Annotated in this window: 13 protein-coding genes; 12 read left to right on the top strand and 1 reads right to left on the bottom strand. The window is 50.7% G+C overall.

Annotated elements, in window-relative coordinates:
* The first annotated feature begins 238 nt into the window (after positions 1–238).
* From CRO74_RS22255 to CRO74_RS22220, 8 genes are all read left to right on the top strand, one after another.
* On the top strand, positions 239–838 hold the full coding sequence (locus CRO74_RS22255; protein ID WP_097129075.1) for an RNA polymerase sigma factor: 600 nt from the start codon (positions 239–241) through the stop codon (positions 836–838).
* A gap of 110 nt (positions 839–948) precedes the next feature.
* On the top strand, positions 949–2,067 hold the full coding sequence (locus CRO74_RS22250; RefSeq protein ID WP_097129073.1) for a FecR family protein: 1,119 nt from the start codon (positions 949–951) through the stop codon (positions 2,065–2,067).
* 197 nt (positions 2,068–2,264) lie between these two features.
* Positions 2,265–5,723: a SusC/RagA family TonB-linked outer membrane protein gene (locus CRO74_RS22245; RefSeq protein ID WP_245877950.1), complete on the top strand. Its 3,459-nt coding sequence runs from the start codon at positions 2,265–2,267 to the stop codon at positions 5,721–5,723.
* 40 nt (positions 5,724–5,763) lie between these two features.
* Positions 5,764–7,494, top strand: coding sequence for a RagB/SusD family nutrient uptake outer membrane protein (locus tag CRO74_RS22240; protein ID WP_097129069.1), 1,731 nt, complete (start codon positions 5,764–5,766; stop codon positions 7,492–7,494).
* Between the two features lie 87 nt (positions 7,495–7,581).
* Positions 7,582–7,842: a hypothetical protein gene (locus CRO74_RS22235; protein WP_097129067.1), complete on the top strand. Its 261-nt coding sequence runs from the start codon at positions 7,582–7,584 to the stop codon at positions 7,840–7,842.
* A 24-nt stretch (positions 7,843–7,866) separates the two neighbouring features.
* On the top strand, positions 7,867–10,053 hold the full coding sequence (locus CRO74_RS22230) for a pyrroloquinoline quinone-dependent dehydrogenase (protein ID WP_097129065.1): 2,187 nt from the start codon (positions 7,867–7,869) through the stop codon (positions 10,051–10,053).
* Between the two features lie 97 nt (positions 10,054–10,150).
* A complete protein-coding gene (locus tag CRO74_RS22225; protein WP_097129063.1) occupies positions 10,151–11,530 on the top strand; it encodes an enolase C-terminal domain-like protein in 1,380 nt (459 codons plus the stop codon).
* Positions 11,531–11,640: 110 nt separating this feature from the next.
* Complete coding sequence (locus CRO74_RS22220) at positions 11,641–13,545, top strand: SGNH/GDSL hydrolase family protein (protein ID WP_179830269.1); 1,905 nt, start codon at positions 11,641–11,643, stop codon at positions 13,543–13,545.
* Positions 13,546–13,852: 307 nt separating this feature from the next.
* On the opposite strand, the gene CRO74_RS22215 is transcribed toward CRO74_RS22220, so the two are convergent.
* A complete protein-coding gene (locus CRO74_RS22215) occupies positions 13,853–15,049 on the bottom strand; it encodes a glycosyltransferase family 4 protein (RefSeq protein WP_097129061.1) in 1,197 nt (398 codons plus the stop codon).
* A 922-nt stretch (positions 15,050–15,971) separates the two neighbouring features.
* On the opposite strand from CRO74_RS22215, the gene CRO74_RS22210 reads away from it, so the two are divergent.
* The 4 genes from CRO74_RS22210 (at position 15,972) to CRO74_RS22195 (ending at position 21,972) form a co-directional block, all read left to right on the top strand.
* The gene (locus tag CRO74_RS22210; protein WP_097129059.1) at positions 15,972–16,223 is read left to right on the top strand and encodes a hypothetical protein; all 252 of its coding nucleotides are present in this window, start codon (positions 15,972–15,974) and stop codon (positions 16,221–16,223) included.
* Positions 16,220–16,537, top strand: coding sequence for a hypothetical protein (locus CRO74_RS22205; RefSeq protein WP_097129057.1), 318 nt, complete (start codon positions 16,220–16,222; stop codon positions 16,535–16,537). The genes CRO74_RS22210 and CRO74_RS22205 overlap by 4 nt, the downstream gene beginning before the upstream one ends.
* A gap of 527 nt (positions 16,538–17,064) precedes the next feature.
* The gene (locus CRO74_RS22200) at positions 17,065–17,409 is read left to right on the top strand and encodes a DUF6660 family protein (RefSeq protein WP_097129055.1); all 345 of its coding nucleotides are present in this window, start codon (positions 17,065–17,067) and stop codon (positions 17,407–17,409) included.
* A 108-nt stretch (positions 17,410–17,517) separates the two neighbouring features.
* Entirely contained in the window at positions 17,518–21,972 is a 4,455-nt protein-coding gene (locus CRO74_RS22195; protein WP_097129053.1) for a CusA/CzcA family heavy metal efflux RND transporter, read from the top strand.
* Positions 21,973–21,980 lie beyond the last annotated feature (8 nt).

Here is a 21,980-nt window from a genome sequence, read left to right as displayed (position 1 = left end):
AACCGCACCGGCGGACCGGCTATCTGTAGCATACAGTACACACTTCTCTACCTCATTTAGTTATAAGCAATTATCTATATTAACTACAGACTTACTGATTGGTAAGATTTGCAGGTGAATTAAATAATCTCTATAGATTAAATACATACTTAAACAAACTTCTTAATAAACCAATATAATTGGGGAGCCAACGTCTTTTGCTTGCATTGGATATGAACTTTTTTCCAGTAAACGTTTAATGTTAACTGATTATAGGCGACTGGCTCATCAAGAGCTTTGGCAACGCTTTAAAGCCGGTGATGAACAGGCTTTGGGCGAGTTAGCCCGTGGCCATTACGCCAGCCTGTATAACTATGGACTTCGGTTAACGACTGACTCTGAATTGGTTTGGGACACCATTCAGGATTTATTTCTGGAACTCTGGGATCATCGGGAAACGATTGGCAATGCCATTTTTGTCAAGACGTACTTATTAAAAGCGCTTCGGTATAAGCTATTCAAGACCCGACCGCATCACCAGTCGGTTCATTTAGAGGAATCTGAACCCGTCAATATGCCATTTTCTGTCTCTATAGAAGATGAAATAATTGATGAAGAACTGCACACAGAACAAACCCGCCTTCTGCATCAATTAATGGCTACGCTTACCAAGCGCCAGCAGGAAGTACTTTATCTGCGCTTCTACCAAAATTTAGATAATCACGAAATTGCGCAGATTATGGGGATGGAACGGCAAAGCGTGGCTAATCTCCTATACAGAACGTTTAAAGAGCTTCGTAGCCAATGGTCGCCCGATTTGTTGATGTCACTGCTGGTCGTTTTCCTGTCAAAATTTTGATCTGAGAGAAATTGCACTCTTCCTGAAAATATTTTTCATTTTTTCTGAGTATTGTCCGGTCGATACCGACACTATAGAAGCAAAGGCACACGGTTGCCAGCTGTTCCGACATGGACTATAGAGCGTATCAGGTTGAAGATTTTCTGTTCGATGAGTCATTTCGCCAATGGACGAGTGGCACGTCTGCGCAAGCAACTGCCTTTTGGGAGCAATGGCTGGTTCAGCATCCTGATCGGGTCCATGTGGTTCGGCAGGCTCAGGAAATGATACGTGTTCTTAATAATCACTATCGGGATGATGCAACGGACGACCGGCTGGCCAGCGAACTACAGCGATTGATGAACAATGCTGCCGAACGTCGGGACTCCGAATCAGTTACGCCGATTGTGCCGCTGCTACAACGTACCCCGTTCTGGCGCTGGGTTGCGGCCGCAGTCCTCGTTTTTACAATTGGCATTAGTGGCTGGTTTTACATCAATATCAGTCATAAGGCAGCCGCTACGTCGTATGCCAATCTAACGAAAATTACGCCAGTACAGCTCCAGGAAAAAATCAACAATGGAGCCAAAGCTGTCAATCTCATACTCGGCGATGGTAGTGTGGTAATCCTCCAGCCAAAAAGTCGACTGAGCTACCCCAGGCAGTTTGCCGGTGCCAACCGGACGGTTTATCTGAACGGAGAAGCGTTCTTCGACGTAGTGAAAAATCCAGCCAGCCCCTTTCTGATTTACGCCAACCAAACCGTTACCAAAGTGCTGGGTACCAGTTTTCTGGTACGGGCTTTTGACGGCGAAAAAGACGTGACAGTTGCTGTACGAACCGGACGTGTGTCCGTTTACAAACAACAGGAGTTCGAAAGAGCCCAGCAATTAGGCATACGACGGATTCAGGGCATCGTACTAACGCCGAATCAACAGATGATCTTTAATCTGGAGGCTAATCGCTTAACAAAAGCGCTGGTTGAAAAGCCAGCTGCTCTAATGCCTTCTGTCGGCACTCAGGAACAGGTATTTGAAGACGCTCCCGTTGCCAAAGTACTTACAGCCTTTGAGCGAACCTACGGCATAAAAATTCTTTTCAACGAAGCTGACCTGTCGGCCTGCCTGGTAAACCTCATGTTCACCAATGAGACTTTGCTTGAGCGGCTTGACGTTGTCTGCCAGACCATTGGCGCATCGTATGAGGTGCATGATGGGCAAATTGTCATCAACAGTAAAGGTTGTAAATAAGTACTAAATGAATCCTGTATCAATAACCTGCTACGTACCGCCTATGATGAAATAGATTGATCAGACACAAAAAAAGTCAGTGATGATTCCGGCATCACTGACTTGATTAACACCCTTTTTCGAGACCCTCATCCAGGATGAGGCAGGGGGTTCTTTGCCCATTCCTAAAATTAAATAGACAAAAAACAAGCAAAAGTATGAAAAAACTTCGACAATCGCTTAGCCTGTTGCATAGCTTTATGAAATTTACTGTCTATCAGTTACTTCTGGCGGCCATGATCGCCGGGCTGGCTACGGCTCGCTCGGTTGAAGCACAGCAAGTTATGGATCAGCGCGTTACGCTTCACGCGGAAAACCTAACTGTGAAAGCCGTATTGCACCAACTGGGGCGTCAGGCTGACGTTCGGTTTGCTTATCGGTCGGCGCTTATGCAATTAAATAATCATACATCGCTTGATGCAACGAACCTGCGCCTAAGTGAAGTGCTGGATAAACTCCTGAAGCCACTTTTGATCACATATTACGTAAAAGGGCGACAGATCATCCTGAATCAGGAGTTGCCTGTACCAACGAGTATGGATATTTTAGACCGTCCTGATGCCTTCAACGACCGGGCTTTGTCAGGTGCTGTTACGGATGAAGCGGGAGTTGGTCTGCCAGGGGTAAGTGTTGTTGTAAAAGGAACGCAGCGTGGAACTACTACGGATGCCAATGGCCTCTTCCGAATGACTTTACTAACGGGCGACGACGTACTGGTGTTCAGCTTTGTCGGGTACCTAAGTCAGGAAGTTACGGTAGGGAATCAGGCGAATGTGAGCGTTAGGTTAGTTACCGATACGAAAAACCTCAGCGAAGTAGTGGTTGTCGGGTATGGTACGCAGAAGCGGTCGGACCTGACCGGATCGATCTCGTCTGTGAAAGCAGAAGACGTAAAAAATCTGCCTGTTCGGAGTATCAACGAAGCCCTGCAGGGGCGTGCCGCTGGTGTACAGGTGACACGTAACGACGGATCGCCGGGCGCCAGTTCCGACATTGTTATTCGGGGGGTAGGTTCCATTGGAGGGATGTCGCCCCTATATATTGTGGATGGTATACGGATGTCGGCCGGAAACAACTTCAATCTGCAGGATGTCGAATCGATTGAAATTCTGAAAGATGCCAGTGCGGCTTCTATATACGGAGCCCAGGCGGCTGGTGGCGTCGTACTGGTGACGACCAAACGGGGGAGTGGCACGGATAAGATGAAAATCAATTTCAACGCCTATTACGGTGTTCGTCAACCCCGAAACCTGTATAAGCTCCTCAATACGCCCGACTATATTACCGCTAAGAAAGCTTTTGGGGTTAGCACGAGTGGATGGGGTGATCCGAATACGTTACCCGATAATGACTGGGTAAATGATCTGTATACGAACGGATCGGACCAGAGTTATTCCTTGTCGTTATCCGGCGCTACGGCTAAAACCAATTATTACTTATCGGCCAACTACCAGCGCGAAGGAGGTACGTTGATCGATAACTGGTTTGAGCGCTATGGGATTCGCTCGAATGCTGATTTTAAAATCAACAACAAACTGAAAGTAGGCGAAACGCTCTATGCCTGGAAAACCGGTAATAATCCGGTCGTAACCAGTACGTATCCGTTTCGGTCGGCACCCGTCGTTCCCATCTACGATGCAACAAATCCGCTCGGTGGATGGGCCAAAACCGGCACCTTTTTTACCGGACCAAATCTTGTCGGTCAGGAATACCAGAACCACACCCTGAATGAACAATATGCGCTGGAGGGTAATCTATATGCCGATTGGGAAATTGTAAAAGGCCTCAATCTCCGGTCTACATTCGGAGCGTCGATTTATAACGTAAAGAATTACAGATTCACGGAAGCGTATGACTACGGCACCGTCGCCAACAGGAATGCGTTTCTAAGCCGCGATATCAATAACCAGCGGAACTTCACGGCCAACTTTGTTCTGACGTATGGGCGCACAATTGGCCTGAACGAATTTAAAGTACTGGCAGGTTACGAAGCGTATAAATCAGACCTGAGTTCCTTACACGGCGAGGCTCAGAGTTTTCCCTACGTAACGTATAACCTGGGCTTAACCGCCAACCCCAGCAGTTACGTATCCGGTGGTGGCGAATTCCCACAGGTCCGGTTGCTATCTCAATTTGGACGGGTCAATTACGCCTACGCCAACAAATATCTGATAACAGCAACGGTTCGTCGGGATGGCTCCGATCGCTTCGGCCCCGCTAATAAATTCGGCGTTTTCCCTTCGGCCTCCATTGGTTGGAAACTGAACGAAGAAGCCTTCATTCAGGATAACCTCAGCTACGTATCGAACCTCAAACTCCGGGCTAGCTACGGTAAACTGGGAAGTACCAGCAGCATTCCGCAGTACACTTACCAGAACTCGTATGGTGGCACAAACGCCATTACGAGTATGGGCCTTCCCGACGGTTCCCGTCAGAAAGGATATTCGCTGACTGCTCAGCTAGCCAATCAGGATATTAAATGGGAATCTGTGCTTCAAACCGATATCGGTCTGGATGTTGGTCTGTTGCGTAATGCACTGAACATCACCGTCGATTGGTATAGCCGTCAGACGAACGACATGATTTACCAGGTTCCTGTTCCAATGTCCGGTGGTTTTGGCAGCTCAAATGTATATACGAACATTGGGCAAATGAGCAACAAAGGCCTGGAGATCGCCGTGGATTATCGGGGTAAAGCGGGGGAATTCACCTATGGAATCTCGGGTAATGCCGCCTTTAACGCCAATTTGGTGAAGAAATTAGATGGTACCAATAACAATCCGATCAACGACGGTCCTGCTGGCGATTATCTGGAGAGCGTTGTATCACGCACGCAGGCCGGGCAACCGCTGGGCCAGTTTTATGGCTACAAAACGGATGGAATTTTCCAAAGTGATGCCGACGTAGCTGCCCTAAACAAACGGGCGCAGGAAGCAGCCGCAGCGACCGGCACCACCACCGGGGTTTATTATCAGGCGGCTGCTACAGGAGCGGGTGATCTTCGGTTTCAGGACATAAACGGGGATGGTCGGATTACCTCAGCCGATAAAACCTTTATTGGCAACCCCTGGCCAAAAATGACATACGGCATTACGTTGAATATGGCCTGGAAAGGGCTGGACTTCTCAGCGTTGTTTCAGGGGATTACCGGCGTCGACGTTTTCAACGCAAACCGCTTTTATACATCGACTTTCGTTGGAGATTACAACACAACCCGGGACATTTTCAATACGTCGTTCTTTAATGGCAATGGCCTTACGGATCTGCCTCGGATAGGTTATACAGATGCTTCCGGAAACTACGTTCGAGACCCCAACGCCAACTATACGCGGATTTCGGATTACGCTGTTGAAAGCGGCTCATTCCTCAAATTACGTAATGTTCAGATCGGATACACGCTTCCGGCTTCACTTATGAGACAGTGGAAAATGTCTGGCCTTCGAGTTTACGTGCAGGGGCAAAACCTACTGACGTTCACGAAGTATTCAGGGCTCGATCCGGAAGTACTCGGACGTAGTAGTGGCTCGAACGCAGCCACTACGGGGCGGGGCATCGATACGATCTATTCGTATCCCCGAACCACGCTTCTTTCCGCTGGTATCGACGTAAATTTTTAATATTCCCTCACTCTGGTAAGTGACTCAAAAAGACCGAATCATGAAGATATTCATTCAACTCTCCCTCTTTGCCTTACTCCTGAGTATAGCCGCTTGTAAAGAGGATTTTGTCAATGTCGATAACCCCGGTGCCATTTCAACCAGCGGTTATCCGAGTTCAGTAGCTGATCTGGAGCAACTCCTGGCGGGAGTTTACGCAACCCAGCATGCGCCCAGCATCTTCGGTCATAATATGCTGGCCAAAAACACGTACCTGTGGGATCATACAACGGACTTAAGCTGGCAGGGAACCACAACCTGGATTCAACTGGCGCAAAACAATTCGCAGGTTAATGACGACTTTTTGCGGGGAACCTGGCAGGATTTGTGGCGGGGTGTACAGCGCGCGAATACGTTGCTGGCAACGATTGAAACCTATGGTCCTAAAGCTGCGGCTTCGGACGCAGCCGCAATCAGTCTAATCAAAGGCCAGGCATTGTATCTGCGGGCCTGGTATTATTTCTACCTCACTACGTTATGGGGCGAAAGCTTCCTGATCGATGGACAGGGTGGCGATAAAATGGGCGTGCCCCTGATCACGAAAGCGTCAACCAGTCTACCCGAAACGCAGGTGTCGCGCGCCACGGTTAAACAAAGCTGGGATTTTATCGTCAGTGATTTGAAAGCCGCCGAAACCCTGCTGAAAGGTAAAAGCTGGACCGGTGCAACCGATAAGTATAAAATGGGTGAGTGGGGGGTTAAGGCATTCTTAGGTAAGGTGTACGTGTATACGCAGGACTGGGCGAATGCAAAAACATATCTGAGCGATGTCGTGACGAACAGTGGTAAATCGCTGGTTCCATTTAATACCTATAAAGACATGTTCAACGGGCAGAATGAGTTTAACTCCGAATCCCTGGTTGAACTCAACATGAATGTTGACATGACCTACCGCGGTACGTCCGATCTATCGATGGGATCGAGCATCGGCATGGTGATTGCGCCAACGTATGTTGGTACCAACGGTGCACAGGCGGCTTCGGCTTGGTCGAACGTCTTTCCGCACGCCAAAAATATAGCTCGTTTTGGCTTCAATCTAGGGCACTATTACCCGGCGGGAACAACGACGGCGAACGTGGCGAACGTCGACAAAGCGTACATCACGCGTTCAGTTGCCGCCCGAACTAACAAAACGGTTGATCCGCGTTTGTGGGTAGCCTGCTTGCAACCCTACGTCGATTCGATGATCGTGAGCGGGGTTAAAAAGCCGATCTCGCACTACCTCGACATTTCGGAGATTGATATGGAAGCCTGGAGTTTCCGGAAATACCTCTATCTGGGCGGTGCAGAAGGCGAAGTGAATATGGCAAATGGTAGCAATATATTGTGGCTACGACTAGCCGATGTATACCTGCTCTACGCTGAAACGCTGACGCATAGCGGGGATAATGTAACCGCACTGGAATACGTCAATAAAGTCCGTCGACGAGCGTATGGCTACCCGGTTAATACACCTTCTGCCGTTGACTATAAAACCATGGCCGATCAGACCAGCGCTCCGGATGCGGTCTTAAAAAATGATCCGCTCAAATACGAACGATGGGCGGAGTTGTTCGGCGAGGGGCACTGGTGGTTTGATGTCTGTCGATGGAAAATTGGCGATAAAGAAGCGGCTTATTACCAGCGCGTTCGCGGTGGTGCGATTCAATGGGAACCTACCGACTACGCACAGCCTATTCCGATCAATGAGATTACGTCGAACGTCAATATAAAGCAGAATCCGGGGTATTAGTAACCTATGGTGTCGGTGGTGCAGAGGTGTCAGGTTTGAGAGCCTGACACCTCTGCACCACCCCCGTAACAAGTAGAATCGACACTCATGAAGCAGGCAAGTATTGTTGGGGTTATGCTGGCTGGCATAATCAGTGCCGTTCTGTTGCCCCCGTTTCCGCGAACCGATATTTCGAATGGGGTAATTCACGCAAAAGTCTATCTTCCGGATTCAGCCAAAGGCTATTATCAGGGTGTGCGGTTCGACTGGTCGGGTGTTATGGCAAGTCTTACGTTTAGCGGGCATAGTATTTCCTTATTACACCCTACCACAGTCCGCTTCGAAATAGCCGATTTATCGGGTACGTAAGTGCTGAAATTCTCAACAAAATCTATGAAGAACATTTTAAGAGTCGGATCAATGGCTGGGCTAGGGTTAACGCTCATGGCTATTTATCCAAATCGAAACGACGTAACGATTGATACGCCAGGCAATACCGACTGGGCTAGTTATGGTGGGAATAAAGCCGGAAATCGCTATTCAACTCTTAGCCAGATCAATACCGGAAACGTTAAAAACCTTAAAGTCTCCTGGATGTACGATGCGGCCGCCGTTGACGGTAAAACGGACCGCCAGCCAGAGATTCAATGTCAGCCGATTGTTGTCAATGGAGTTCTTTACGGCAATACGCCCAAACTGAAGCTGTTTGCGTTACGTGCTCACACGGGTGAACAACTCTGGACATTCGACCCGTTTAAAGATAAAACACCCCGGTATAGTCAGAATCGGGGTGTCCTGTACTGGGAAGATGGAGCAGACAAACGCATTCTCTACTCGGCTGGCCCAACGCTTTATGCCATCAATGCCCTGACGGGTAAGCCTGTCGCCCAGTTCGGTAAAAACGGAGAAGTGGATCTGCGGGAGGGCTTACTCGATAATGCTACCGTTGATATTACGAAGCTTTCGGTGTCGGCAACCAGTCCGGGCGTTATTTATAAAGATTTGCTGGTGTTGGGAGCGACCGTATCTGAATATGGCGACGCTGCCCCGGGACACGTACGTGCGTTTGATATACGTACCGGCAAAATTCGCTGGACATTCCATACCGTTCCTCAACCGGGTGAAGCGGGTTACGAAACCTGGCCGAAAGACGCTTATAAGAAAATAGGTGGCGCTAACAATTGGGCCGGCATGGTTCTGGACGAAAAACGGGACATGGTCTATTTGGGCACTGGTTCACCCGCCGTCGATTTTTACGGAGGAAGCCGGGCGGGACAGAACTTGTATTCGGATTGTATTCTCGCCTTGAACGCCGAAACGGGTAAACTGAAGTGGTATTACCAGACGGTTCATCACGATTTGTGGGATCGTGATATACCCTGTCAACCCAATCTGATTACTGTGACCCACAAGGGTCATAAGGTTGATGCGGTGGCTCAGTCCACGAAAGACGGGCTGATTTATGTGCTTGACCGCGATACAGGCGAATCGCTCTTTCCGGTTGAGGAGCGGGCTGTACCAACGTCGGGCTTACCAGGAGAACATCCTTGGCCCAGGCAACGATTTCCAATGAAGCCTGTCCCTTTTGCACGGCAGGTGTTCACGGAAGCAGATATTACTGACCGAACCCCCGAAGCGCATGCGTTTGTGAAGGAGCGATTCCTAAAAACCCGCTCCGGCAGTAAGTTCATGCCCCCAAGTCTGGAAGGTACCCTGTTTTTTGGCATTGGCGGGGGAGCCGAGTGGGGTGGAAACGCAGCTGATCCGGATGGAATCCTCTACCAGAATTCCAATGAAATGGTCTGGGATTTGAAAATGGCAGATCTGGCAGCACGCAACGCTGAAATAGCCTCGAAAGGGAAAACGCTTTATCAAACCAACTGTGCAGCCTGCCACGGAATCGACCGGAAAGGCAGTGGTGATGCCTACCCAAGTCTGGTCAATATCGGGAGTCGGTTATCGGGACAGGATATACAAGCGATTCTAAAAACGGGGCGGGGACGAATGCCGTCTTTCGAGCATATTTCTGAGCAGGACCGTAGCACGCTTGTCCGGTTTTTGCTCAATACCGAGACAAAAGCCAGCGAAACCGACGATCAGCATAGCGCCGGACGCCCAACGGCAGTGGCAGCAAAATCCGAATACCCTTACATACCGCCTTACATTAACAACGGCTGGACGCGTTTCGTCGATCCCGATGGATATCCGGCGGTAAAACCACCCTGGGGAACACTCAATGCCATTGACCTGAACACGGGGGAGTATCTGTGGAAAGTTCCGCTGGGAGAGTTCCCCGAACTAACAAAGCAGGGAATACCAATAACGGGCACTGAGAACTATGGTGGACCAATTGTTACCGCAGGTGGCCTGATCTTTATTGCCGCTACGTATGATGAACGCATTCGTGCTTTTGACCGCAAAACGGGTAAGGTCGTTTGGGAGTATCAGCTTCCTGCCGGAGGATTTGCTACACCCATTACGTATCAGGTGAGCGGGAAGCAATACGTAGTGATTGCGGCTGGTGGCGTCAAAAACGGCCATAAACCGGGCGGCTCCTATATCGCGTTTGCGCTGCCTTAACCGTATTCCCGGTGGAATCAGGTTCTAAAACTTAACACCAGGCAATACGTGAGACGCTTTGTTACATAAACTTATTAACCCTTCAACCCATATTTCCATGAGTACAACGCGTGCATCACACGACAGTAAATCTAATCAAAGCCGCCGTGATACGTTAAAGACGCTTGGTTTCGGCTCATCGGCCGGTCTTCTGGGCCTATTTAGTGGTACGTCGACAGCCGAAGCCCGTGAACAACAAGGTAAACCACAGTATGCTGTCGGTGCGCCACCGATTAAAATCAAATCCGTCAAAGCTATTGCTACGGCTCCCCAAGGCTCCAATCTTATTGTCGTCAAAGTCGAAACCACGGAGCCAGGTCTGTACGGACTCGGCTGTGCTACCTTCACTCAGCGGGCGGCTGTGGTGGTGGTGGCCATCAATACGTATCTAAACGAATTCTGCGTCGGCAAGGATGTCGACAACATCGAAGACATCTGGCAGGGAGCTTACGTAAGCTCGTACTGGCGCAATGGACCCGTACTCAACAACGCTCTCTCTGGACTGGATCAGGCCCTATGGGACATTAAAGGCAAACGCGCTAAAATGCCCGTTTATCAACTTCTGGGCGGTAAAGTGCGCTTCGCCATTCCCTGCTACACCCATGCCGGTGGCAACACCCCGGAAGCTGCCGCTGAGAGTGTCAGGAAGTTCATGGAGCAGGGGTTCAAACACATCCGTATTCAGCAAGGTGGTTACGGTGCCGTTGGCGCTACTTCCGATAAGCCTGACTTCAAAACGGCTGGCTTCGGGGGCGAGACCGACAACTACATGAATGTGCAGTTGTATCTGAAGTCGGTACCAAAAATGTTCGACGTGGTGCGCAAGCAATGTGGTGAGGAGGTCGAGCTGTTACACGACATTCACGAGCGTGTGCAGCCCATTGAGGCCATCAACATGATTAAGAAGCTGGAAGACTACCGACCCTTCTTCATCGAAGACCCTTTCTCGCCCGAAAACATGAAGTGGTTTGCCCAGCTTCGTCAGGTCACCTCAGTGCCGATTGCGATGGGCGAACTGTTCAACAACGTCAACGAGTTCAAGGAGCCTATGGTTAATCAATGGTTCGACTTCATCCGAATCCACGTTTCTCAGATTGGAGGCATCACACCAGCCATGAAGGTAGCCCGGTTAGGCGAGTGGTTCAACGTGCGGACGGCATGGCATGGTCCGGGGGACGTATCACCTGTGGGTCACGCAGCTCATGCCCATATTGATCTGGCGGTGTGGAACTTCGGGATTCAGGAAGCGGTGTCATTTTCGGACAAGATGAAGGAGGTTTTCAGCGGCTGTCCGACGATGGACAAGGGCTATATGTCGGTAAATGAGGTACCGGGCATAGGCGTGGACATCAACGAGAAGGAAGCGGCCAAATACCCCATCAGTACCAAGTCCAACTGGCAAGTTCGCAAGATGGATGGCACACTCATTCGGCCGTAATCACCAGCGAGTAATTCAGCGATAAGAGCCACTTTCAACTGCGATACGCTTTGGAAATCACTCTTATCGCTATTTTCTGTTGAAGGCGGCAAAAACGGTAGATTTTTTTTATGAAAAAGCGGCTGTGGCTGTTTAAGGGAATTGCAATGATCTTGCCTTTACTCATGCTGGCATTGGTAGAGATGTTGCTCAGACTGTTCGGATATGGCCATAACCTAAGCCTATTTGTGGAATATCCCGAACGCAAGGGCTATTGGGTTATGAATCAGTATGCATCGGAGCGGTATTTTACTGAAACAGAAAACGCGACGATTGGTAATTTTGAACCCTTTCCGCAACGCAAAGCAGACGGCACGTTACGAATTTTCGTGTTGGGCGAATCAACCACGATCGGTTATCCGTACATGCACAACGGTTCATTTCACCGGTGGTTGAAATACCGATTGATGCACACCTTTCCCGATAAAGAATTCGAGATTATCAACCTGTCGCTGACGGCCGTTAATACGTATACTGTCTACGGATTTGCTCAGGAATTGGTCGATTACGCCCCCGATGCTGTGTTGATTTACACTGGCCATAACGAATACTACGGTGCTTTAGGAGTTGGTTCTACCAGTTCCATCGCCCATAATCCGTCGCTGATGCGGCTGGTGATCTGGCTCCGCGAGTTTCGACTGATACAACTCATCAATCATGCCGTGAGCGGAATTCGCAAGGCGCTCTCTGGCCAGAAAGTGGATCTGAGAGAAAACCTGATGAAACGTATGGCCGCCGATCAGCAGATTCCGTACGGTTCCCCAATCTATCAGGCAGGTATCAACCAATTCAAAACCAATCTGAACGACCTCTGCCAGCTTCTGAGCACGCAGCAAATTCCGGTTTTTATCAGCAATCTGGTCAGTAACGAAAAAGACCTAAAACCCTTTATCAGCGCTCCGAGCAACGGTGCTTCATCGGCCCAGGCAAAATTTAAGCTCGCCAGCCAGGCCTATGCGAAGGGTAATTTCGTCGAAGCAAAAAAAGTATTCATACAGGCGAAAGAACTGGATCTGCTTCGGTTTCGGGCACCTGAAGCTATGAACCAGATCATTCAGGACGTAGCTGTTAAATACCCAGGCGTTACGCTGGTCGATACGAAACGGTTTTTTGACGAACACTCGCCCTATGGCATTTTAGGTCAGGAAACCTTACTGGAACATGTTCATCCGAATCTGTTTGGGTACGCCTTGCTGTCAGATGCGTTTTACGAAGCGCTGAAACAGCGGCAGTTGATTCCGGCTAATGGTAAAAATGAAATTTCGTTTACTACGTTGAGGCAGCGGATGCCCATTACGTCTGTAGATTCGCTCAAAGGTGCTTACGAGATGATGATTCTGAAAGAAGGCTGGCCGTTCAATATCCCCATGCCACCAGAGGAGAAGCGCCCCAAAACTGTGGAAGAACAGTTGGCTGGGGCGCTGGTTGTTAAACAAATAGCCTGGCGTGATGCCATGAACCAACTCGCCAGTCGCTACGTAGGGCAGAAGAACCTGCCTAAAGCTTTACAAGTGACGGAAGCGCTGTCGCTGGAGTATCCATACGAACCGGCTTTGTACAGTCAGGCGGGTAAACTCTGTTTGAGTCTGAATGAAAATGACCTAGCCATTACGTATCTGAAAAAGGCTTTTCATCTGGAGAATACGTTCGAGACCGCGCAAAAGCTATTTGTTACGTTGCTTAAGCTGGACCGCCCCGAAGAAGCTCTGCTTTATCTCCAATTTGCGGCTGCCAGTAACCAATCGCAGTTTAGTCTGGGTGAACTTCAGGCATTTGTTCAGCAGTTAATTGTTGTGAAGCAGCAGTTTACCAAGGATACTACTAACATAACGTTAAGCAATCAAGTGGCTGCCAGCTATCTCAAATTTGCCAATACAACCGCTGCCACTAAATATGTGGAAAAATCGCTGAGCCTTAATAGTCATAATATAGATGCACTTCGTTTAAAACAACAAATTCAAGCTCTGAAACACTAGGCTGTTTACACCACAGGGGTAAACATATGATTTCAGGCTAGATTAATACGGTCAGACAATTGAATCTTAAAGAATATTACAACATTTAATCAGGAGCACTTTTGCTGATATAAAGGAAACGTATAGAAGGACATCTCGTTCAACCGGATGCTACGGATAGTGTTCAATGCTATCAGAACAGACCCCATGACAAGACCGAGTTAATCGTCATAAATTAAACCCATTCCCAACAGAATCACACAAGCAACCCCAACACTACGCCACGGAGCATCCTGTTGATTCCAGTGTACCTGATCCGCCATGTCGTTTACTCCCCATTAAGTGGGTAGGGGCTATTGGGTTTGGTTGACCCCTTAGCCATTGGCCCCAATAAAGGAGATTTAACCGCTTGCCGGTAGAACAAAAGCAACTTCTCCAGATTCGTCTGGTGGTCGAAGCGCTGATGAGCAAACGTGGACTGGGTGACTGCCAACCCGGCACGGTAGGACGGCTGGAAACAACGTATCACCTCATCCGTCAAGCGGCTGACATCCGCATCCGGCAGCAGGCCTGAGCCGACGGGTACCATTTCCGGAATCCCACCTACGGCCAGGGCCAGCACCGGCGTGCCTACCGCAAATGCCTCCAGTATAGCGAAGGGACAATTATCATTCAGGGCGGTGTGCACATACAGGTCCGACTGAGCCACCAATGCCCAGGGGGCTGCCTGATGGCCATAAAACCGGACCTGTTCCGCCAGACCCAGCGAGTACGCCAAGTGCTCATAGGCCAGCCGCTGTGGGCCTTCCCCGATCAGCCAGATCGTAAAATTGAGATGCCCCCGCTGGCGTAGCTGATGACCAACCCGAAGCAGTAATTGTTGGTTTTTTCGTTGATCGATGTAGCCCACATTGCTGATACGAAATTGATCAGACGGACATCGGCTCAATGGGTCAGTAGTAGCCCGTAAATCGACCGTATTGTAAAGAATGTGTTTGTTAAAGCGAACCGGCAAGAGATGTTTGGATTTGGAGTAGGCATACTCAGAACTGAACACATAATGGTGGATGCTGGAAAATAAATAGCGGTACCAGCTCGCGAGTCGGGCCGTTGCCCGGGGCTTTAACGAAAAACTAAGAGCTAATTCGGTTACGGGATCGTCATTGAAATGACAGCTCAGGATGACGGGCACTTGCTTGCCCAGGGCCAGCCAGGCAGCCACGCCTGAGCGGGCATCCTGGGCGTGGATCAGGTCGAATGTCGAATGGCGCAGGTGGCGAACCGACAAGTAGACGCCCGTAAAATAAGCAAACTCGTCATAGGCCGCCCGGGCACTGCCGCCCAAAGGACGCATGATGCGTTTCAAGAGACCCAGGACTTTGCGCCAGATGGTGGGCGTATGGGAAGAGTCGACGATATGAACCCTATAACCGGCCCTGGCCAGATCAGCCGCTAGTTTTTGGTAGTAGGTCACCACACCGGAGGGTGAAGAAGTGACTAGATAGGAAGCGATTAAAACGTTCATGGTGGTAGAGCTTGGTACCCAACCGAACAAGCTCAGTTGGCAGTGTTACTAGTTAGCGACCTAAACGACTCTTGGCAAGTGTCTTGCATTAAAGGTAAGGTAGTTTGGAAGCATCTGGCGACCCTTTTATTATCCGGCATTTGCCGTGATAGGGTATCCTGCTCAGAAGGCTGGAAGGCTTGAGAGTCGGTAGAAAAAAGGCTTATCAAAATTCCCCAAATCCTGGGAATTTAAGGTATCAGGTTATTTAGGCGACCATTACTGGGGCGTCTGTAAAGCTGTGACTCGGACGCCAGAGTAGTCAAGGCTGCCATAAATATTGGAATCAACTGGCGGGCCACAATACCACTAATCGGATTATACAACAGATATGTTGAGTCCTTCCTCTTTATGAAGCTTACGACTAATATCCGCCTTCTATTAGCCTCGATAACTGCATTCATCGGGCTGGTGATGATTGGGTTAGGTTATGGCACCCCGTTAGGTAGCCGCCTGACGAATATAATTGCATCTTACTCGGGCTTCTTAGCTCTTTTCCTAGGATTGCGCTGGATCATTAGGATAGTCAAGTCAAGGGGTTAACCTATTGCCAGCAGCTTTTACTGACTGCTGGGTATTATTGTCCGTAATCACTGAGTCCTATACAATTGTTCTACATTAATGCTCCAAATTGAGACGTATTTGAGTTTCAGGTTAGAGCATTTTACGAGACAGTTAGTTTTTAACTTTTGTCCAACGCCATCTGTCGCATACGTAAATGGATTAACTAAAAATATTATACTGTTTCCGTTTACATCACTTATTACGACTAACACGTAAAAACATACTTTATCTATAGGTATTGTTCAGTGGTATATGGTTAGAATTTGCAGTCCAGCCATGTATAACTAACTGTTTTACTCACAACTTAATCCTTACATCCATGGCTTTTAACAACTTTCTCACACCAGTTACATTAGCACCTGGTGCAACACACAACTGGTGGTACACCAGAGGAGCTGACTTTGGATTTCAGCATGCAGCCGCTGACATTAAAACCCCAGGTGGTCCGTTGATTGCTTTCGATCAAGGCAAAAAAAAGGAAAATAATGGTTCCACTACTTATTTCGTGAGTATCAGAAATATTGGTCCTGTTCCAGTGTTATATAACCTGCAGGGAGGGGGCGCTGTATGAAAATTACAATTATTGCTGATAGCAACGGTCAGGTCATTGGAACAATCAAAGGACAAATAAAGGACTTTTATGCTGGGGAGTTTCAAGCAGGTCCTATGGCGCCCGAAGGTGGTAAACTACAAGAGGTAGAAGTCCCTGACGAATTCGAACGATATTACACTCTTGATGAAGAGCAACAGGGTGGTCTTATCAATTCAACAGATGTAGGTGAACGTTCGACCGCAGCTTATGAAACTCATATGCAGTCTGACCAAATTGCCAACAGCTTGGAAGAATTTCATAGCGAAGTCGCTAAATACCTCAAAAAGGCTTAGTATCATAGCTGCCTTTTAAATGACTTGCTTGCTATAACGTTTCAGGGCTACTTGACCGAGTAGCCCTGTTTTTTGTCAGCGGCCATAAAGTGGAGTAGTATATTCACCTGCACCCAACACCCAGATGTTGATGGTGAGGGCATAACTTGACTGAATATACGTACTTCCAACTTTTACTCACCTGTAATTCCAAGGAATAATATCATAGCACAAACCTAAAGGCATACGATGTAAGACAGAAAAGCGAGTTCAGTGAGTTGATGCTTTTGTAGACAATCCAAAGAAATAGTGTTTCAAATAAGGCCCAAATTGAAGAGAAGATACAGGCAAGTTCCTTCGTCTCACGCGGGAGCGTTTTTGCGAGACAATTACTTTTTAATATTTGTCAAACTCAGTCATATAGGCACCGCTCAATTGAGGGGGTATCTTGCAGTTAGAAAATGCAGTTGATTTCATAATCACTCAAATTTAGCCTAGCTTACTTTTTGACTACCTGTTGCACAAACGCTTGACGTACCTTTGTAACCGTGAAGTGGCTGACAACCATACTGGCCTTTTATCTGCTGACCCTTTCTCTGTGGCCCTGTGCAGACGAACCCCTACCGGCAATCGGGCAGGCAGGAGTGGCTATGATCCCGTCAGTGAGTACAGCCGAATCAACGGGTTCGCATCACCACGAGCACGATGCCTGTACCCCCTTTTGTACCTGCACCTGTTGTGCCGCTACGATTACGGTTATTCCCCAGCCCAGCCACACGCTGACTTCCCTGGTCGAAATCGTACCGATTGCCGTAGCCGGGTTTAGCTACGCTTCGGCGCACCCCCTCGATCCGATAACGGCCATCTGGCAACCCCCTCAACTTCGGGTCTGAACACCCTTACCGGTCGCACCGGACGGCTTTGCTATGCCCTAACCGGCGTAGTTATGCAGTTTGTATGCGCCCGGCATCTTTCTATTGTCCATTTGTTCAGACTAATTCATGCTGGATTCCATTATCCGATTTTCCATTCGGAACAAACTCATTGTCGGGTTATTCACGTTCGCTTTGGTATTATGGGGCGGCTACTCGCTGACCCGCTTGCCCATTGATGCCCTGCCCGACATCACCAACAATCAGGTACAGGTCATCACCCAAAGCCCGGCCTTATCGGCCGTTGATGTCGAACGGCTGATCAGCTTTCCCATCGAACAAACCATGGCCACCCTGCCGGACCTAGTCGAGGTACGTTCCATTTCCCGCTTTGGCCTGTCGGTGGTTACGGTCGTCTTCACTGATGCGGTGGACGGGAACCTCGCTCGCCAGCAGGTTTTCGAGCGGTTGCAGCAAGCCCGCTCGCAAATACCCGCCAATGCCGGTGACCCCGAACTGGCCCCCGTTACGACGGGGCTTGGCGAAATTTATCAGTACGTGATTCGGGCCAAACCCGGTTTCGAGAAGCGATACCCGGCCATGGAATTGCGCTCCATTCAGGACTGGATTGTCAGGCGACAACTGCTGGGTACGAAGGGCGTTGCCGATGTGAGTAGCTTTGGGGGTTATCTCAAACAATACGAAGTAGCCGTCGATCCGCAGCGGCTCAAAGCGGCAGGTGTGACCATAAACGAGCTGTTCTCGGCCCTCGAACGCAACAACCAGAACGCAGGCGGGGCCTACATCGACCGTCGGCCCAATGCCTATTTTATCCGTTCCGAAGGCTTGATTAGTACGCTCCAAGACATCGGTAAAATCGTCGTGCGTCGAACCGATGAAGGGGTACCGGTATTAGTGCGCGACGTGGCCCAGGTTGGTCTTGGCTCGGCCATCCGCTACGGAGCCATGACCCGGACTGGAGGGTCCCGGAACGATGAAGGCGAAGTCGTCGGAGCCATTGTCATGATGCTAAAGGGGGCCAACTCGTCGCAGGTGATCGGCAATGTCAAGCAGCGCATCGAGCAGATTAAAAAGTCGCTGCCCGAAGGCGTTGACATTCACGCCTTCCTGGACCGTACCAAACTCGTCAACCGCGCTATCGGTACGGTTGAGCGCAACCTGATCGAAGGGGCCTTGATCGTGGTATTTGTGTTGGTCTTGATGCTGGGCAACTGGCGGGCGGGTTTGGTGGTTGCTTCGGTGATCCCGCTGTCGATGCTTTTTGCCGTCATTCTGATGAACCTCTTCGGTGTGTCGGGCAACCTGATGAGCCTGGGTGCCATCGACTTCGGACTGATCGTGGACGGAGCCGTCATTATCGTGGAGGCCACCCTGCACCACATCACCCTGAAAAAATTTCGGCACCACCTCACGCAGGACGAGATGGATGCGGAAGTCTTCGAGTCGGCCAGCCGGATACGTTCGTCGGCCGCTTTCGGCGAAATCATTATTCTCATTGTCTATCTGCCCATTCTGGCTTTAGTCGGTATTGAAGGCAAGATGTTCCGCCCGATGGCGCAGACGGTCGCTTTTGCCATCGCCGGTGCTTTTGTGCTGTCGCTCACCTACGTGCCCATGGTGTCGGCTCTGCTGTTGAGCAAAAAGCCGGTGCGTGAAGGCACCCGCACGATTGCTGACCGCATCATGGTATTCTTCCACCGACTTTATGACCCGGCCATTCGATGCACGCTTGGGCATAAAGGTTTGGTTGTTGGGCTGTCGGTCGCGTTGTTTGCCGGGTCACTGTTTGTGTTTAGTCGGCTGGGTGGTGAGTTCATCCCCCAGTTAGACGAGGGCGATTTCGCCGTGGAAACCCGGCTGATGACGGGCTCATCCCTGGGTCAGACCATAGATGCATCCCTTCAGGCCGGCAAGCTGCTTAAAGAAAACTTCCCCGAAGTGATCGAAGTAATCGGTAAAGTGGGCGCGGGCGAGATACCGACCGACCCCATGCCGGTGGAAGCCATCGACCTGATGATCATCCTCAAAGACCGACCCGAATGGACATCCGCTGACAATCGGGAGGAACTGGCTGAAAAAATGCAGGCTAAGCTGCAGCAGATTCCGGGCGTGAGCTTTGGCTTTCTTCAGCCCATTCAAATGCGCTTCAGCGAATTGATGACGGGGGTCAAACAGGACGTAGCGGTGAAGTTGTACGGTGAAGACTTGGGCGTTCTGGCTGATTATGCCGCCCGGATTGGCCGGGTCGCCACCACGGTGCCGGGCGCGGAGGATCTCTACGTGGAGCAGGTATCGGGGCTGTCTCAGATTGTCGTCAAGTTCGACCGTGACGCGCTGGCCCGCTTTGGCTTGAGTATTGAGGAAGCCAACCGGTGTTTGCAGACTGCGTTTGCCGGGACTTCGGCGGGCGTAGTGTATGAAGGCGAACGACGTTACGATCTGGTAGTGCGGTTGCAGCAGCAAAGCCGCCAACGGCTCGAAGACGTGCAGAATTTGCTGGTGACCACTGATGGGCCGGGCCACGAAGGGTCGGGCCACGAAAGGCAGGCGGTACCGTTAAGCCAGATCGCCACTATATCCTTTCAGAACAGTACCAACCAGATTCAGCGGGAAAATGCCCAACGGCGCATTACGGTGGCCTTTAATGTGCGTGACCGCGACGTGGAAAGCGTCGTGCGCGAGTTGCAGCAGAAATTAGAGAGCCAGGTGAAGCTGCCAGCCGGTTATTATCTTACTTACGGTGGCCAGTTTCAGAACTTACAGGAAGCTAAAGACCGGCTCACGATTGCGGTGCCGGTGGCCCTGATGCTGATTTTTCTGCTCCTCTTCTTTACGTTTGGCTCCGTACGGCAGAGTTTGTTAATCTTTTCGGCGATTCCGCTTTCGGCCATCGGGGGCGTGCTCGCTTTGGCCCTGCGGGGGATGCCGTTCAGTATCTCGGCGGGCGTGGGCTTTATCGCGCTGTTTGGCGTCGCCGTGCTCAACGGCATCGTGCTGATCGGCGAGTTCAACCACCTCAAAGCCGAAGGACAGACCGATCTGCGGACGATCATTCTGCAAGGAACCGCCACCCGGTTGCGCCCCGTGATGATGACGGCCCTGGTAGCATCGCTCGGCTTTTTGCCGATGGCCCTGGCGACGACGGCCGGAGCCGAAGTACAACGGCCTTTGGCTACCGTGGTGATCGGCGGGCTGCTATCGGCCACGCTCCTGACGCTGCTGGTGTTGCCCTGCCTGTACTGGTGGGAGCAAACCCTGCTGGGCGCGAAGAAATCCAGTGTCACCCCCGAAGCAGCCCCCAAGTTAGCCAACTGGTGGCTCATCGCCGGGATAGCGTTTGGGGTGGGCTCCATCGCGCAGGCACAACCATCAGCAAACGCGCCCCTGTCGCTTGAGGCCGCCCTGAATCAGGCGGTGACCAACAACGGGTTGAGCCGGGTCAGTAGCCTGAACATTGCCCTTCAACAGACGGCTCGGCGCACCGCCCGCGACATTGGCCGCACGGATGTTACATGGGTAGGCGGTCAGTATAACTCCCGACGGTGGGACAATAATTTTACCATTTCTCAACCCATTCCGAATGGCAAACTGATTCGGGGTCTGGAACGGCTGGCCGATGCGGGCATCCGGGGAAGCGAGTTGCAGGGGCAGGTAACCCAGGCCGAGCTGCGGACGCGGGTGAAAGGGACGTACCTGGAACTGGCGTACCTGACTGAGCGGCTCAAACTCCTTCAGTCTCAGGATAGCCTGCTGGTGGGGTTCCGGCGGGCAACGGACGTTCGCTTACGCACCGGCGAAGGTACGGGCCTTGAAGTCGCTACCGCTGATAACCTGATTGGGGAAGTTCGTAACCAGATAGCCCTGACGGAGGCCGACTGGCAAATTGCCCTGAGTGGTCTGCAAACCCTGTTGAACACAACGGACCAGTTGACCTTGCCCGATGGTCCGCTGCTCCGCCGATCGCTCCCGATATTGTCCGATTCGGCCCTGGTACAAAACCCGACGCTGGCTCTCTTGCGCCAACAAACCGCCATCGCCCAGGGGCAGATCGCCGTGGAGCAGGCCCGGCTACGCCCCGACTATTCCATCGGCTATTTTAATCAATCGCTTATTGGTGTACAAACAGTCGATGGTCCGGGTGGCGTCCCCCAGGATCAGTTCTTTGGCGGAAGTACTCGTTTTCAGGGTGTTCAGGTGGGCGTTTCCATTCCCTTGTTTCAAAAAGCGCAGCGCGCCCGCATCGAGTCGGCCCGGTTGGGGCAGCAGTTGTCCGAAGCCTCGCTTAGTGTCAATCAGCGCAATCTGCAAGGCGAGCTGTCAGCAGCGGTTGGAGACGTACGAAAACAGCAGGCCAGTTTGACCTATTACGAACAAACGGGCCTGCCCGTTGCCCGTCGGCTGGCCGAGGGAGCGGAGAAGGCGTTCCGGGCTGGCGAAGCCAATTATCTGGAATATGCCCAGGCACTGACGCGGGCCATTCAAACCCGCACGGGCTATCTGGACACCATCAATCAATACAACCAAGCCGTGGTTGCGTTGGAGCAACTCATTGGACTGCCTTAATCGTACCC

The organism is Spirosoma fluviale, from assembly GCF_900230225.1.
Taxonomy (GTDB): Bacteria; Bacteroidota; Bacteroidia; order Cytophagales; family Spirosomataceae; genus Spirosoma; species Spirosoma fluviale.
Note: the sequence above shows the minus strand (reverse complement) of the source record. Positions and strands in the feature narration are given on the sequence as shown.